The organism is Vibrio sp. 2CM40D (genome assembly GCF_023161825.1).
Classification (GTDB): domain Bacteria; phylum Pseudomonadota; class Gammaproteobacteria; order Enterobacterales; family Vibrionaceae; genus Vibrio; species Vibrio alginolyticus.
This window is the reverse complement of the sequence record NZ_JALNTL010000005.1, coordinates 191,572-207,114: the sequence shown is the minus strand read 5'-3', so window position 1 is coordinate 207,114 and position 15,543 is coordinate 191,572. Positions and strand designations below refer to the sequence as shown.

The 15,543-nt window shown below is 35.6% G+C and carries 13 protein-coding genes; 2 read left to right on the top strand and 11 right to left on the bottom strand.

The features are described from left to right. Positions 1–28: 28 nt before the first annotated feature. From MTF70_RS13300 to wecA, 3 genes are all read right to left on the bottom strand, one after another. The gene (locus tag MTF70_RS13300) at positions 29–916 is read right to left on the bottom strand and encodes an ATP-grasp fold amidoligase family protein (protein ID WP_205461446.1); all 888 of its coding nucleotides are present in this window, start codon (positions 914–916) and stop codon (positions 29–31) included. Next, positions 900–2,111 carry an oligosaccharide flippase family protein gene (locus tag MTF70_RS13295; protein WP_205461455.1) on the bottom strand — a complete coding sequence of 404 codons (1,212 nt, stop codon included), beginning with the start codon at positions 2,109–2,111 and terminating at the stop codon, positions 900–902. Before MTF70_RS13295 ends, MTF70_RS13300 begins: the two co-directional genes overlap by 17 nt. Positions 2,112–2,212: 101 nt before the next feature. After that, the gene (gene wecA, locus MTF70_RS13290) at positions 2,213–3,295 is read right to left on the bottom strand and encodes a UDP-N-acetylglucosamine--undecaprenyl-phosphate N-acetylglucosaminephosphotransferase (protein ID WP_005384836.1); all 1,083 of its coding nucleotides are present in this window, start codon (positions 3,293–3,295) and stop codon (positions 2,213–2,215) included. 1,148 nt (positions 3,296–4,443) lie between these two features. Between wecA and MTF70_RS13285 the strand changes: the two genes are divergently transcribed. Next, positions 4,444–5,760: an MBL fold metallo-hydrolase gene (locus MTF70_RS13285; protein WP_205461457.1), complete on the top strand. Its 1,317-nt coding sequence runs from the start codon at positions 4,444–4,446 to the stop codon at positions 5,758–5,760. Between the two features lie 239 nt (positions 5,761–5,999). After that, a complete protein-coding gene (locus MTF70_RS24365) occupies positions 6,000–7,007 on the top strand; it encodes a sugar transferase (RefSeq protein ID WP_017820724.1) in 1,008 nt (335 codons plus the stop codon). Between the two features lie 110 nt (positions 7,008–7,117). Here MTF70_RS24365 and MTF70_RS13275 read toward each other — a convergent pair whose 3' ends face one another. From MTF70_RS13275 to MTF70_RS13240, 8 genes are all read right to left on the bottom strand, one after another. Beyond that, the gene (locus MTF70_RS13275) at positions 7,118–7,882 is read right to left on the bottom strand and encodes a glycosyltransferase family 2 protein (RefSeq protein WP_205461459.1); all 765 of its coding nucleotides are present in this window, start codon (positions 7,880–7,882) and stop codon (positions 7,118–7,120) included. A gap of 48 nt (positions 7,883–7,930) precedes the next feature. Further along, complete coding sequence (locus MTF70_RS13270; RefSeq protein WP_148299875.1) at positions 7,931–9,151, bottom strand: phenylacetate--CoA ligase family protein; 1,221 nt, start codon at positions 9,149–9,151, stop codon at positions 7,931–7,933. A gap of 196 nt (positions 9,152–9,347) precedes the next feature. After that, on the bottom strand, positions 9,348–10,478 hold the full coding sequence (locus tag MTF70_RS13265) for a glycosyltransferase family 4 protein (protein ID WP_025768334.1): 1,131 nt from the start codon (positions 10,476–10,478) through the stop codon (positions 9,348–9,350). 2 nt (positions 10,479–10,480) lie between these two features. After that, positions 10,481–11,308, bottom strand: coding sequence for a glycosyltransferase family A protein (locus MTF70_RS13260; protein ID WP_080276960.1), 828 nt, complete (start codon positions 11,306–11,308; stop codon positions 10,481–10,483). Next, entirely contained in the window at positions 11,295–12,479 is a 1,185-nt protein-coding gene (locus MTF70_RS13255) for a hypothetical protein (protein ID WP_025768332.1), read from the bottom strand. Before MTF70_RS13255 ends, MTF70_RS13260 begins: the two co-directional genes overlap by 14 nt. Before the next feature lie 4 nt (positions 12,480–12,483). After that, positions 12,484–13,677, bottom strand: a complete 1,194-nt coding sequence (locus MTF70_RS13250) for a hypothetical protein (protein ID WP_025768331.1) — start codon at positions 13,675–13,677, stop codon at positions 12,484–12,486. After that, positions 13,674–14,459, bottom strand: coding sequence for a hypothetical protein (locus MTF70_RS13245; RefSeq protein WP_025768330.1), 786 nt, complete (start codon positions 14,457–14,459; stop codon positions 13,674–13,676). Before MTF70_RS13245 ends, MTF70_RS13250 begins: the two co-directional genes overlap by 4 nt. Position 14,460: 1 nt before the next feature. Further along, a complete protein-coding gene (locus tag MTF70_RS13240; protein ID WP_025768329.1) occupies positions 14,461–15,438 on the bottom strand; it encodes a Wzz/FepE/Etk N-terminal domain-containing protein in 978 nt (325 codons plus the stop codon). Between the last annotated feature and the right edge of the window lie 105 nt (positions 15,439–15,543).

Here is a 15,543-nt window from a genome sequence, read left to right as displayed (position 1 = left end):
CCAAGTTTCATCACAACTATGTATAAGACTAGTAAAAATATTCATCATTATCATCAAACACCCATAAACTGCCTAACCACTTGTCATAATGTATTGAAGAGAATTTTTCACATCCAGAACCATGAGCAAATGTCATTTCCCCAAAGTATATTTTTCCACTAACATTATATAGGTCAACTCGAGCATATGAGAAAGGTTCTGCTAGCTTCCTAGCAATTACTACCATCTCTTCAAAATTATTAGGCTTTTTAAGGTCAGTATGAATGCAAGGTTTCTCTAGAGAAAATGGCAGCCAATTCAAGTTTTCGTCAAAAAATGAGCGTGTATGATTGGTATTTCTATCAAAATCCACATGCAATACAACTTTTGCCTCTCCAGACTTTTGTTTAAAGACATGAAACTTAAAGTCTTTTAAATCATTCGCTCCATTTTCATCATAGAGACGCTCTTCGATTAAGATCTTAGGTTCAATTTGGCTATACCACGTTTCTCCTTTAGTCGCTCCATAATCTACTTTTAATTGACTATTTAGATCTTCAACTATTGAAGCAAGCTTATTTTGACTTATTTTATCATCAATGACATAAACAGGCCCTGAGTTATGGTTTGCTTTAAGGACTAAACCTTTATGCTTTTTTAAAAGATCATTAGTCAAATCAACACTGATGCTTTCTCCCGTATATAATGTTGGGATAACAATTTTAGAGCCAACTAACTTTTCAACGTGATCTTTTACAAGAATTTTATCCGCATACTGCGAGAACTTAGATGCATTTGAGTATTTTTTTCTATGAAGAACTTTCTCGTTATAAGTTTTAGGTCTAGAAATTTTTGGGATATAATTGTTAGCAAGAATAAACCTTTTAGCAAAAGCTAGACTTCTATATGTTTTAAATCTTCTAAGATAACTTTTCATTATAAATTCTTTTATAGCTCAATGTATAATTAAAAAACAAAATTGCTCTAGCAGTAAGCAATCCTAAAGCACAACCTATAACCGAAAATTTATAGATGAGAAAAAATACGATTACAGCTGACAGTATCGATGTTTTAATCGCTATATTTCGATATTCAACATCTAGGTTATTAGGCAAAAAATAACCAACACTAAAGGAGTTCGAGATTGCAACAAAGATCAAGCTAGTTGAAATTACTTTTATATATATATCACTCTCTAAGCTCACACCTAGAATAACTTTTATCAGGTCGGAACCAAAGAAAAACAATATTAACACACAAGGAATGACGATTAATAAATTCAAAAAAAGAGTAGGTTTAAATCCATTTTTGTTTCTTGAGGTAATTGGATATATTGATTTTGCGACAACATTTTGCAACATAAATATCACACCACATACTTTCAATGATATTGCAAAGTTCGCAAATTCTAACTTGTCCGCATAATTACCTAATAACATTAGTGGAATAGCATTATATAAATTGGGGGCTAATAAACCAATGAATACGCTTAATCCGTCATTAACTGTTCTTTTGATATTATTTAAAGAAAACAATTTAATCTGATAGCGACTTCTCAGAAAAAACAGCAATAATATAGAGGTAATAAAGATGGGAATAGTTGTGAAAAGTACAAGAAGGAAGAAATCATCTTTACTTTTTATAAAAACAACAATTGCTATAAGAAGTAGGATCTTATTAGAAATCGATGCAATCGATAGATATTTGGTTAGTGCTGCTCCTTGGAAAAACCAAGCGGAAGTCAGAAGATATCCCAAAATATAAAGAAAAAGAGGAATCAAATACCATATGGAGTTAAATACATTTACAACATATAACGAGGAAAATAAAAAGAACACACCAGATAAAACAAACCGCAACCCTTGATAATCAGCATAAGCTGTTTCTAAAGCTAATTTATTTGCTCTATTTTTTGCAGCCACTCTAACGCCTGAATATTGGACACCATAATCAATGATTGTATGACCAAATGTAAGCATTGTTACAAATAAAAGGTATTGTCCATACAACTCTAAACCAATAGCTCTTGTGATAATTGGCATGGTTATAATAGGTATCAACATGCCCAGAAAGTCAATCGCTCCTAGGCTAAGAACATTTGATAGAAGTTCTTTTTTATTTTTTTTTAACATTCACTTACCGATGATAAACCAACTGCATTTAAAGCCATTTATAATAAGAAGCATAATACTTCCTACTTTACACATTAAAAATGAAGAACTAACGCTATGATTTACTTCATTTCAGTCCCCATTAGTGCTGGCTTTTTGAACATACGATTTATCCATGCTGAAACTCTCCATATGTGACTAATAATGGAGAAATAACACGCAAACAGAATTATAAAGGCAAGGAACATTGTAGATTCACTGACATCAGTAAAGTCAGCCCACAAGCCGATAGCGGCACAAATTGATGCCATCGAACAGATGAAAATTAACGTTGCACCTGGAGAAAGCCCAATACGCTGACAAATATGGTGTAGATGTTCTCTGTCTGGTTGGAATGGTGACTGACCTTTACGAATACGACGGATCATAATGGTTGCCATGTCCATCAACGGTAAAGCTATTAACCACAGTGCTGTGACTGGCTTGAAGGCTACCGCTCCTGGTTCTTGCGTGCCGCGAATCAGCATCCAGACCACCGTAAAGCCGATAAACATACTGCCAGCATCACCCATAAAGATTTTAAAGCGACGACCAAGTGGGAAACCTAAGTTCAGAAAGATGTAAGGAAGCATCGCAGTCACGATCATTAAACAGATCGTGGCTAAATATTCGTTTCCGTTGTAGGCAAACACAATACCTAATGCTGTAAAGGTGACCGAGGCTAACCCGCCCAGCAAGCCGTCTATGCCATCAACCATATTAAATGCGTTAATTGCGCCTATTACCGCAATAACGGTGATCACTGCGCCAGCGACTTCATTAAGGGCAATGGTTTCGCTCCCCATTAAGTAGCCTAAATCGTGTAAGCTGTGGCCTCCGATGTAAATCATCGCAAGGGATATTCCAGCTTGGATAATAAGACGAATTTTGAAACTTACATCGTAGTAGTCATCTAATGCGCCGAGCACTATAAGCACAGCCGAACAAGATAAGTAGAGTGATAGGTTGTCATTCATTGGTAGGAACAGAAGGAACCCGACCAGTATAGTAGAGAAAATGGAGATGCCTCCTACAAGGGGTACTACTCCTTGGTGGAGCTTTCTTGCATTGGGTTTATCTACCAGACCTACGCGCTTAGCAACTTTGCGCATAACAAAAAGTAGAACGAACGACAAAATAAATACAAATAAATATGCATTATTCATGGTAGCCAACTGTGTTATTAAATAAGTTTGAGGTAAATCTATAACGCATCCGACTGATTCCCTTTACGGATTCCATTGCATCACAGGTCCGATACTGCTGATTCTTGCTTCGCTCGTATCTAGACACGCCGAACTCTAAGAATGAGCAGGTGATTTTTTGGCGTGACAAAACCACATTAGCCAACGTGGGTTGTAACGCATTGCAAACGCTAATTTCTAATATTGAATATGTAAGTAACTGAGTTCCACCGACACTAGCTCGTGACGGTCATCGGTTCTCAGCCTTTTATAGGCAGGCCAAATACAAAGCTGAATACACTAACTAACGGTTTGGGCCGGTAGTTATGTACTTCTATAAACCTAGTATTTGGTTTTGATAGGTATGAGAAATGGAGATTTAAATTGTAACCTATGCCTAACCAACATTTGCTCGCCACTTTGTTAGCTTTGAGCGTCCCTCTGACAAAAGGGAATTACATAAATTTGTAATAGTTCTCGTTTTTTATAAATCAATCTTGCCAGAAATGCACTTAGGTGCTTATTATTATTAAAAATTATCTTGCTTGGTCTCTCTTCTGTTAGGAAAGAGACTAACAGATGATTTGGGCACGCTACCGCCCCTAGGTCTGGCTCCTAGAAGCAAGTTTTAGACGTAGTGTTTAATGGTTGCGTTTCCAAACAGGAGACGAATTGTATAGTAAACACGTTGCAACTAAAAGTAGAACGTGTAAAAAGCTTGCAAAAAAATGTCTTTTTTCTGACACTTAACTCGCCATAAACGTGACGCTTTTTTTTGTTGGCTTACTAATTATTAAACTCCTTCCGGCATAGCTGATGTTTGTATAGCTAGCGCGTTAATCTCAGAAGTCTAACTGAAAATAGTTGCAATAATATGAATTGCATCACAACAGGTTGCAATGCTACACAGTCAAATTTATGACGAATATCTAAGTCTCTCTAAACTTTCGGTTTTGCTGTTTTCTTACTCTCATTATCCTTGCCTACAATACGCTCACTTATTCACCACTTTCTGCTTACCTTGTTCATTGCGCGATTGACTGAGCCGTCTTTACGTCGCGAGGTGTCGCTATATATGAAAGCAAATACTCGTAAGCGTGGGTTAACAAAGGAAAAGACGTCGTTTCGTTATGAAAGTACTGCACCACGGTGGGAAAAATACGGTTACTGGCTCTTGTCACGAGCTCGTATTACAAAATGGAAGTGTGCTGATCGACTGTGGTTTGCTACAAGGTCAAGATAATGCTCAGCAGGAGAGTTTGAATATCGACTTTTCTATCTCTGATCTCAAAGCGGTTGTTCTAACCCATTCTCATATCGATCATGTTGGTCGGCTACCTTGGCTATTGGCTGCAGGTTATAAGGGGCCTATCTACTGTACGGAAGCCACCGCTGAGCTCGTACCGCTTATGTTAGAAGATGGATTAAAGCTCCAGTTAGGCATGAGGCGCCATCAAAGGGAAAACGTACTCGATTTTATTCGAACGCTTATTCGCCCTTGCTCTTACTCCCAATGGATAGAGATAGAAGAACATACCTCTCTTCGCTTTCAACCAGCAGGACACATTTTAGGGTCTGCATATGTTGAGTTTCATTTATTAAACAATGAAGTTGTTGTGTTCTCAGGGGATTTGGGACCTCGTAACACGCCTCTCCTACCTGATCCGGTATCGCCTGAAAAAGCTGACTATTTGTTTATCGAGTCAACATACGGCAATAAAGTTCACGAAGATGTTGAGTCTCGCAGTAGGCGATTGCTTTCTATTATTGAGCATGCACTTCAGGATGGTGGCGTAATTGTTATACCTGCTTTTAGCGTCGGGAGAACTCAAGAGTTACTGTTTGATATAGAACAGCTTATTCATGAGCACGCCTTGCAAGATTCTCTGCCTATTATTCTCGATTCTCCTTTGGCTAAAAAGGTAACTACTACCTATAGGCAATTTAAAAAGCTTTGGGGAGCTGAAGCGAAAGAGCGGCTCGAGCATCACCGACACCCTCTTGCGTTTGATCAATGTATTACCGTCGAAAGCCACACTGACCATTTAAAGCTCGTCAATCGACTCGCGAGCACGGCAGAAGCTGCTATCGTGGTTGCGGCCTCTGGTATGTGTGAAGGGGGACGTGTCGTCAATTATTTAGAAGCATTGCTGCCAGATAAAAGAAATGATGTGTTATTTGCAGGCTATCAAGCAGAAGGGACGTTAGGTCGGCGAATTCAGGATGGAGAAGAGAACATACTGATTGAAGGAAGGCGCGTTAGAGTGGAGGCTCAAGTACATACCATGTCAGGTTACTCTGCACATGCGGATAGGGACGATTTAATACAGTTTGTTTCTGGTATCCCTACTCCTCCGAAAGAAGTTCACCTTATTCATGGTGAACAGGAGTCGAAAAGATCGCTTTATCAACAACTGATAACCCTCGGATATAACTGCGTTATATAGTGAAATGAACAATCATTTAATTTCAATGCAATATAATATATCGCAAACATAGTTTTTCGAGTTCATTGATATAATTACGTTAAGATTCAAAAACAAGTCATGAACAAGGACTCAGGTTCAAGAAAATTAACAAAGTTATGAGCATGTTCTGGATTCAGGGATATAATTTCTATACGAAATAAATTATAATCGCCGACTTGTAAGCAATTGGCTAGTCGATAACAACTTATTCCATTCCTATGACAGACAGTATGAGCGACACGCTTCAAGAACGAGAAGCTTCTGAATTAACTAAGCATAATTCTATCAGCATAACATCAGCATTGGACGAGTTATCCGCAAGTGAATCAAATGCTTGCCTTTATATCTACTGTCCAAAAGAAGACGAAGCAAAAATTGCTCAAGTACTTAAGAGGCATCCTGAGATTAATGCTCAGGTTAATAACTATTCTCTTAGAGACTTCAAGAGCAAAACGCTTTGCCACTTCAAAAGCTCGCATCTAGATCCTGAACAGCAAGCGTTTCTTGTCGCGGCGACAGAGCTAGGTGCTTGGGTTGAGCCATTAGTGAGCTATTTTGACCGTTCACTCGGATATACTGAAACTGAGCTTTTGCACAGCGGCTACTTCTTACACCAAAAAGCTTTTTCTATCCTTTCTAATCGCAAGAACAGCTGGCAAAAACGCTTCATCGATCTGTTGTTTGTCTTCATGCTGTCATGGGTTGCTATTCCAGTAGGGCTTATTACGGCACTACTCATTAAGCTTGAATCGCCAGGTCCGGTATTCTTTAAACAGCGTCGTACCGGCCAGTATAATGAAGAGTTTGAAGTGATTAAGTTTCGCTCGATGCGAAACGATGCAGAAAAGAACGGAGCCCAATGGGCAACAAAAAATGACGCGCGCGTAACGAAAGTCGGCTGTTTTATTCGTAAAACTCGCATTGATGAGCTCCCTCAGTTAATCAACGTACTAAAGGGAGAGATGTCGATGGTTGGCCCTCGCCCAGAACGTGAAGTGTTCATCTCTGAGTTGGAAAAAGCCATTCCTTACTATCGCTTTCGTCACGCCGTTAAACCTGGGGTAACTGGCCTAGCTCAAGTAAAATACCCTTACGGCGCATCGGTAGAAGACGCTATTTGGAAGCATAAATACGATGTCTACTACATCAAACACCAAAACTGGATGATGGAAGTGAAGATTCTTTTCCTTACAGTCAAAACGGTGTTATTTGGGATGGGTCGCTAAAACACGGCGAAGTTAATCGAACGGATCACAGGTATAAAAAAGAGCAGCGCCTTACGGTCGCTGCTCTTTTTGTGTGTATATTCTGTAAGCTCTATCGAGGATTAAGGAAACTAAGATTTGCGCTTAGTTCGGTGTTTCATCGTACCTTTAACGGCGTAGACAGAAAATGTAAATAGGCTTCTTGGCAAGCTCAAGCCTACTACGTCTCTGTAGAACTTCCATTGATATGACAAAACGCTAAATTTGTTAGCTGTCATACCACTATCCATCCGATACTTTGCTAATGGCTTAGGTAGACAGTACGCTTTAGGAGTATCTTTCAGTATATCTAACCACAATCCCATATCCTGACGTTTACGAATAAGAGGCATATAGCGCTTACCGAGTGCCTGTGCATCATAAACGGCGGTCAGGCACCCGATAACATTACTATACATAAGTTTTTTATACGTTGTATATTCGGGAGCAGTTACAACACTCAGCTCTTCTTCACTAGTAAAACGGCTGTAGTGAGTGTAGGTCAGCGGATAATCATTTTCGAGCATGAACGCGATTTGCTCTGACAGTTTATCTTCTGTCCAGAGGTCATCCGAATCCAAAAAGGCAATAAAGCGGCCTTTTGCCTTTTCTATCGCGAAATTCCGGCTCGCTCCTGCACCTAGGTTTTCTTTGTTCTGATATACACGAATGTTATCGTATTTATCAGCATATGTTTGAATGACTTGCCAAGTATTATCGGTAGAACGGTCGTCAACGATAATCAGCTCCCACTCACTATATGTTTGACAAATCACACTGTCTATGCTGTCTGGCACTGTACCCTCTGAATTATAAGTGGGCATAATTATCGATACTAAATTACTAAACTGATCCATTTTTATATAATTCGTTAGGTTATATTAATCAAATACAAAAAATCCAATTCATAAATAACTTTCAAAATCTTTTAACTTTCTGTTTGGAGGACGTATATTCTTAACGTAATTATATTCAATTTGTAAGTCATCATTAAAATACTTAAAGAACTCTGATTTTAGTAATGCCATTTCTTCAGGAGACAGTACATTTTCATAATAAACAACAAGTTGTCCCTTTACGTGTTGTTCACAACGATAAGCAATATTTATCCTGTGATTTACAGCCATATTCTTAAACACATAATATAGTGTAAGTGAAGGATAACTCTGATTAGTGCCGACAATATTCTTACCAACTCGCCCTGTTATCTCAGAAATAACCTTGCTTTTTCTACCACAGGCACATTCTACATCTTTAAGTGAGACATAATCACCCAAATCATATCTAATTGTTGGAAAAGATTTAGCTATCAGATTGGTAACTACAGCGCGACCTTCGACTACCTCTAAAATACAGCACTCTTCATTTATGTGCATATTCCCATAAGGACATTCAAACGCAATAATTCCCGACTCAGCAGAACCGTACTCACTGACTATTTTCCTTCCAAAAGCTTGCTCGACCTCATCCTGATAGAAATCATAAATTTTCTCAGAGGTACCTTTAATGAACTTAATATTGGACAGCTGAATATTTCTTTTATTTGCAAGTTTTGCCACTTCATAAATCATAGAACTATAACCAGATAGATATTCGGCCTTTCTGCATTTATCTAGAAAATTCTCTAAGGGCTTGTCTGAGTAGGAAAAAACACGAAATCTATTCATAAGGAAATCAAGGAACCTAACCTTCAAAAGAGAAAGACCTCTGTGGTTAAAGCCCCAGAAGTATCCATTTCTATGCCAAACATTAACTCCAAAATGTGCCATCCCCCTTGCAATCGAAGCTCGATTATAAGAATCCCATAGTTCATCTTTATAAAAAGTTAACGCTTGACCTGTAGAGCCAGATGTTTCAGAAAAAAACAATTTTCCAAATTTATAATTATTTATAGTGTGGATATCATTATTATTAACAATCAATGTATCTTTACTTAAAATTGGCAGTTCCGTTAAAAAGCTCTTATCGTATGTATTACTAGGCGAATAGGAATGAGAATCTAGCAACTTTCTATAATAAGGTGAGTTCTGATAAGCAAATCTTAATATTATATTTAACCTTTCATTTTGAATTTCTTCAAGTTTTTTTTCCTCAAGGTAATATGATTCATCAAGTTCTTTCTTCACTTTTTTAAACGAGGGATTTCGAATAGCAACCCCGAGATAATATATCAACTTACTTATCAAAGCTAACCTCTTAATTACAAATAGACATATCAAACTATAAAATATAACTCTACTTTATTTAGCATATCTCAATAACCAGTTCATCAAAATGCAAAAATCGAGCATAAAAATAGTCCTGATAGATATATAGCGTAAATTACTTAACACCAATGACCGATTGATAGAAAGCTCTATTTTCTATGCACTTTTCTTCTACATTGAACTTACCGACGACGTCATTGTAGGCGTTCAAAGTCATTTTGTTATAAGTATCAACATCTAAACTATAAGAGATTTCAAGTGATTCAATGATATCATCTACATTAGCACTTGAAATAAGAATACCATTTACAGAATGTTTAATAAGCTCATTAGCGCTAGTTTGATTTGAGTATAATACTAAAGTTGAGCAAGCCATTGCTTCCAAAGGAGCTAAAGAAAACGCCTCCGCTTTTGTAGGAGAAACAAAAAATGAACTATTGCGAATCTGATGCACTAGTTCTTCTTTTGCTAAGGGAGTGTGGAACGTACAATTATTAATTCCTGCTAATTCAAGCTTTTTAATTAAAATATCCGATAGACCTTCAATATCTTTACCATAGACATCTAAAGTTACATTACCTTTTCCTTTTGAAAAAGTAATCCACGCTTCAATAAGCTCACAAATGCCTTTCTTTTTAATTATTGAACCAGCAAATATATACTTTTTAACTTCAAGTGAATCGACTTCATGATATAAGTCATCTACTTTAACACCGTTATGTATTGTGGAAAATTCTTTGGCTTTTAGTCGGAATAACTCATTAGTTGCATGGGCAGTATAATCGCTAACAGAAACTATATAATCAGCTTTAAGCAAATGACTTTTTTCAATTATTCTCCACAAAAAACTTTTAAGGCCAAATTGTTTTAACTCCTTATAAAAGTACGATACTGAACCATGAAGTCGAACTATAAACTTTGCTTTTAACTTAGGGAAAAATGCAAAAAAACCATTAAAATCTTGGCACTCAACAATATCAATTTTTTTATTACCTACGATCTTAGCTACATTTCTATATAACTTTATACGATCAAATAATTTATTGAAAATACCACCTTTCCTTCCCGGAATACGTACTATATTAACGCCGTTAATTGACTCATTGGTTGTTTCTTTAACATTATACAAGCCAACCACGTAGACATCACATTGAGCAGATAAAGACTCTGCAAGTTCTTTTGTAAATACACCGATACCGCCAGCTGGATATGGTGGATATTCATTACAAACGAAAAGTACTTTCATAACTAAACCTTAAAAGATTTTAAGTAAGAGATAAAGATCTCACTCAGCAATCGGACATTAACGTCCTTTATTGCTATTTTTGTGAAAGATTTAAGCCGATGTTTAATATACCTATTAATCTTTCTATTATCTTCAAGACTCTTACCCTTGTCTATTGCTACATATATATCTGGAGGTAATTTCTTAATTTTCGCCTTTGATAATGAACCAAGAGAGTCAACTCGATACCAAAGAGTTGAAGTATTGCTCGATACCGCCTCATGAGAAGACAATAACTCTACCCACAATGCTTGGTCCTCACCAAAATTACAGCCTTCTTTAAACTTATTACTTTGTTCAAATAACAGTTTTGATAAGCATAGGCACCCAGGAAAAAATGGTTGGATTGACCGCGTGCAATCTAATAAAAAGTCATCATATTTTCCATCTTTTAACTCTTTCCTTTTTATAAGGTGTCCTGAACTGCTTTCCCAAAAAGAATAACTTGTAAAAAACATGTCATGATTTTCATTTTCTCTAATAAGACTATCGAAAACTTTTAATTGCTCACCCGAAATTAGATCGTCAGAGTCAAGAAAGATTAAATAGGAGCCTTTAGCCAAACTTGCACCATAGTTGCGAGCAGATGACACTCCAGAATTTGAACGTTGAAAATATCTAATTTTTTCAGACATTCTATGAAAATCGATATATTCTGTTCCATCAGAGCTTCCATCATCTATAACTATTATTTCATAGTCATTTCGACTTTGATTCAATACGCTATTTAACGTATCTACTAATTTATCTTTTCTATTATAAGTTGGAACTATATAACTATATTTCATCATTACCACTTAAGTAAAATTCTTTATAAGTAAGAGTTAGGCAAACTATACCCTGAAGTAAGAAGGCATAATGCACTAAAAATACAGATGTATTAACAAGACTGAAAAAAATGATGCTAACAAGAAAGGTTAGTGCATGCCCCATCTCTATAGATACAAAAGCTTTAGTTTTTTTAAGATAAACTAACTTTAAACCCAAGATATAAGATAGTGCCCTAAGAAAGAATGATAGAAAAACAATTAATACTATCTCAAAGTTCGCTGTATACTTCTTATCTAGGAGTAAGCTAACTATAAAATCAGGAAAAATAACAAGAAGAATCAATGCGAAGAGTAAAGCTAAAGCAATAAATAAAGATATACGATATAAAAAACTATCTATAGACGGACTTCTATTTAATTCAGGTATTATATAGATAGATGACAGAGCTCCAACACCGATCAAAAGAGAGTCAGAAAGACGCCAACTTGCGAAGAGAATAGATAGGTTTACAGAATCTATATCATAAAAATGAAACAGTATATTTCTGGAAAGAAGGTATATCAGAGGAACAGCAAATGCAGATACAACTGCCATTTTAAAATAAGGGAGATATTTGTATAAAAAAGGTTTAATAATACCTGTTTTTTCAAAGAATGAAAAACCACTGTAATCGAATTTTTTTAATCGATACAACACCAATAAAACAACAAATATACCTATAACTCCTTGGGTTAATATCACCACCTGTACACCATAAGAATCATAAACAAATTTTATTGCTGCAAGAAAAAGTAGCATTTCAAAAAAGACAAATATTGTATAATCTTTTTTTCTTCTTTGACCGTTCAATATAGAATACAGTGTAGACTTAATAGCAATCACAAAAGAGGTAAATACAATTACGCAACCAAAACCACCACTAAATAGATAAGAAATAGGCAAAATTAATAACAGTAAAATAAATGATATTTTTAATAAAGTATAAATATCTTTATCACAATTATTCTTTACTGATTCATTAAGAAAACCATTTATTAGCCCAAATGAGAATATGAACTGAAGCACAGAGAGCTGATTTTGGATCAAATAGTAATCACTCAAATCAGAATGGGAGAATGTAATAGAAATTAACTTAAGTACTCCAAATGAAGCAAGCAGCTTAGAACTAATGGCTAGAATATTTAATAGCATGCTATTACGTCACCGGCTCGCTTGTAGTGTATGACCCATACGCCAACATAATAAAATAATAATAAAAGTTATAGTCATAAGGACGTTGAAACATGTTCAATAGAATTACCAAAACAAGTGAAGTTTCCGATAAATAAAAACGGTGAGATTTGATAAACAAAGACATATAAAAAACCAAAATAATAGAAAAAACAAAACCTAACAAACCATAATTAAATATAACACCTTTATATGAGGATACATCATGCCCAGTCCTAACATGAGCATCTTTTCCTTCGCCAATTAAAAGCGCTTTACTATCATTTAAAGCCGACAAATATTGTTTTTCAAATCTATCATCTACACGATTATCTTTTATTGTAATTTTATCACCATCCCAAACACGATCTAATATATATCTCTTACCACCATCAGTGGTAAGGACCGTAAGCAGTAAAATAAAAATTAATGATGCATTAAAAATTAATTTTAATGATATAGATTTCAGTGAAAAAAAGTATCTAGAGCACACTCCAACCAGAAGTAAAATATAACCACCTAGAGAAAATGAGAGTATATTAGACAAGACCAAAATTGTTATTTTAAAATTATTATTCTTACTTTTTTTATTTAAAATAAATGTAGTCAATATTGCCGTAATAGTTCCAACCATTCCAGGTTCGTCAAATATGGAAGAGAACCTGAAAAACTGATAGCCAAAAATACTTAAGTGCTGATCATTTAGTACAGCATTAAAACCATAATTAATGTAAAATTGACCTCGACTGGCCTTAATATAGTTCGTAGGGTCAATATGCCCTATAGCATCAACAAATCCAAAAACAATAAGTGGGTATTGAACAATTGATAGTGATAATATAAAAACCACCAACACGAGAAACATATTAAATGATGATGTCCTTATATGGCTAGGCAATAGTGAAAATATCAAAATACCTATAATACCAGAAGAAATCAAAGCAATATCATCTCCCCTTGGGAAATAACCGTAGATAATCCACAAAGACAATACCATAAATGCTATAAGATTATTCCTGCCAACGGATTTATTTGACAATAAATATAACGCTGATAATAAAAACAGTGCTATAAAATTCAACTTATATATATATGCATTTTCCCAGAGATAACTTGGATAAAGAGAGTTAAATGCAAAGAGCGCACAAGTTACAACCAAGCTTCGCTCAATAAACTTCATACCTTAGCTTTCCAATACGTCTTAGTGAAATCTATGAGTTTATTACTCTTTATCAGTATAGGAACTTTTTTTATAAAAAATAAAAATTTAAATACATATTTATACCTACTTTTCAGCCTATTGAACATTTCTCTCTTAGCTCTTACTTTATCCTCAGTAGAAAAGAAGTCGTTACCTGATACAATTAATGGATGTATGCATACGTAATTATTACAATAGTATATTTTGCCACCACTATGTATCACATCTGTAAGTAATATATATTCTTCTCCAGATGGTAAATTAGTTCCAAGACCAAAGTTTTCATCAAATTTAATTCTATTTTCTTTCATATGCTCTACGTTTAAGCACATATCAATAGAAGCTATTTTTGCACATGTAAATATATTAAGAAATTTACTTTTCTTAGCAACCCATTTTTTTTTAAAACCAAGAACATGAGAGCAAGAAAAATAAACACTTTCACCATAGTCACTTGCGATACTATTTGACTCCATTAAAAAACATTCTAATTCTTTACGATTAATTTTGACATCATCATCAAGAATAAAACCAAATTTACTTTGGCATAGCTCTATGGCTTTATTTCTACTTTTTGACAAACCAGTATCGAACATCTGCTCGTAGACTATATTTTCCGAGAAGTTACTTCTTGCAAACTCTAGATAATGAGCCTCATGACCATCTGTTATTTGATGAACTATTACATAACGAACGCCATCTTCCAATGTAACATTCATTAATCTTTCATTCATTGTTGAAATAAGAAATGTTACATCCATCTTAAACCTCAAATAAAGTCTTCTTTATATAGTGAAAAACAACCAATATCACTGATAATAATGCGCCCAAGAATGTACCTAGTATACAAATTAAAGCACGATTGGGTTTAGCCTTAATCTCAGGTACTACTGCTGGGTCAACCGTCTTAAAGACAAACTCCTCTTGAACTTCTGCAAGCATTAAGCTTTTAGTCTGTTCTTCTATAAGTTTATAAAAGGTACTCTGCATATCTGCAACCGCAGTTTTTTGAAGCTGTGTATTGAGGTAAGCAAGATTTTGAGAGCTCTCTTTAATTGTACGCTCACGCATCACTTTGTTAATATCCTCTACAAGCCATTCAACCCATTGCTGCGCGAGATAGGGAGAGTAGTAGGTAATAGAGAGATTATATAAACCACTTTCTTTGTCTGACTTTATAGTTAGGATTTCCTTGTTAAATACTTCAAATGCTTCTTGTGCGGTAGGTTTTGCCCCACGAAGCCCCTTCGGATCACGTAACCATTCTCCCGATGCTGGATCATAAACATCTTTATCAATAACCAGCTCATTCTGAGTTAAATCCCAACTTTTCGTCGCCATTATTGGTATAAGCAATTCATGCTTATTAATGAATCGTTCTATAAATTGACGTGACTGCATTACCTGTACAGCCAAGTCTACGTGAGACGATTCAGCTCCACCTAAATTCACACCAGCTAATGCCGCTAACCCACCGAGCTGCCCTGCCATTTTTGACAGCCCTCCCCCACTAACACTTTCTGTTGGAGCTAATAGTGCATCGGCTTTGTATATATTGGGGAGACTTAAAGCGTATACCACAGAGCCAATAGCAAAAAGAAGAGTGATGGAAGTAATTAGCCACTTTCCTTTCCATATTACTCTAATAAGATCTCGTAGGTCGATTTCGTCATTATGAACCTGAGAGGTTTGTAGTGGTTGAGAGGTGTTATCTTTGTACGCTTCTTTAGTTGATTCCATTGGATTTATAGAGTCCTTGGCTCTTAAGCTAAGCTCCCCTTGCCGATTCTCGAGTTTGCTGACAAGAGTACTTCATAAAGGTAAAAGTTGTAGTTCTATTTTTGC

Excerpts from the sequence above, each read along its gene's own strand:
- MTF70_RS13240 (WP_025768329.1), bottom strand. The coding sequence starts at position 15,438 with ATGGAATCAACTAAAGAAGCGTACAAAGATAACACCTCTCAACCACTA.
- MTF70_RS24365 (WP_017820724.1), top strand. The coding sequence starts at position 6,000 with ATGACAGACAGTATGAGCGACACGCTTCAAGAACGAGAAGCTTCTGAA.
- MTF70_RS13265 (WP_025768334.1), bottom strand. The coding sequence starts at position 10,478 with ATGAAAGTACTTTTCGTTTGTAATGAATATCCACCATATCCAGCTGGC.
- MTF70_RS13245 (WP_025768330.1), bottom strand. The coding sequence starts at position 14,459 with ATGGATGTAACATTTCTTATTTCAACAATGAATGAAAGATTAATGAAT.
- MTF70_RS13260 (WP_080276960.1), bottom strand. The coding sequence starts at position 11,308 with ATGATGAAATATAGTTATATAGTTCCAACTTATAATAGAAAAGATAAA.
- MTF70_RS13295 (WP_205461455.1), bottom strand. The coding sequence starts at position 2,111 with ATGTTAAAAAAAAATAAAAAAGAACTTCTATCAAATGTTCTTAGCCTA.
- MTF70_RS13285 (WP_205461457.1), top strand. The coding sequence starts at position 4,444 with ATGAAAGTACTGCACCACGGTGGGAAAAATACGGTTACTGGCTCTTGT.
- MTF70_RS13275 (WP_205461459.1), bottom strand. The coding sequence starts at position 7,882 with ATGGATCAGTTTAGTAATTTAGTATCGATAATTATGCCCACTTATAAT.
- MTF70_RS13250 (WP_025768331.1), bottom strand. The coding sequence starts at position 13,677 with ATGAAGTTTATTGAGCGAAGCTTGGTTGTAACTTGTGCGCTCTTTGCA.
- wecA (WP_005384836.1), bottom strand. The coding sequence starts at position 3,295 with ATGAATAATGCATATTTATTTGTATTTATTTTGTCGTTCGTTCTACTT.
- MTF70_RS13255 (WP_025768332.1), bottom strand. The coding sequence starts at position 12,479 with ATGCTATTAAATATTCTAGCCATTAGTTCTAAGCTGCTTGCTTCATTT.
- MTF70_RS13300 (WP_205461446.1), bottom strand. The coding sequence starts at position 916 with ATGAAAAGTTATCTTAGAAGATTTAAAACATATAGAAGTCTAGCTTTT.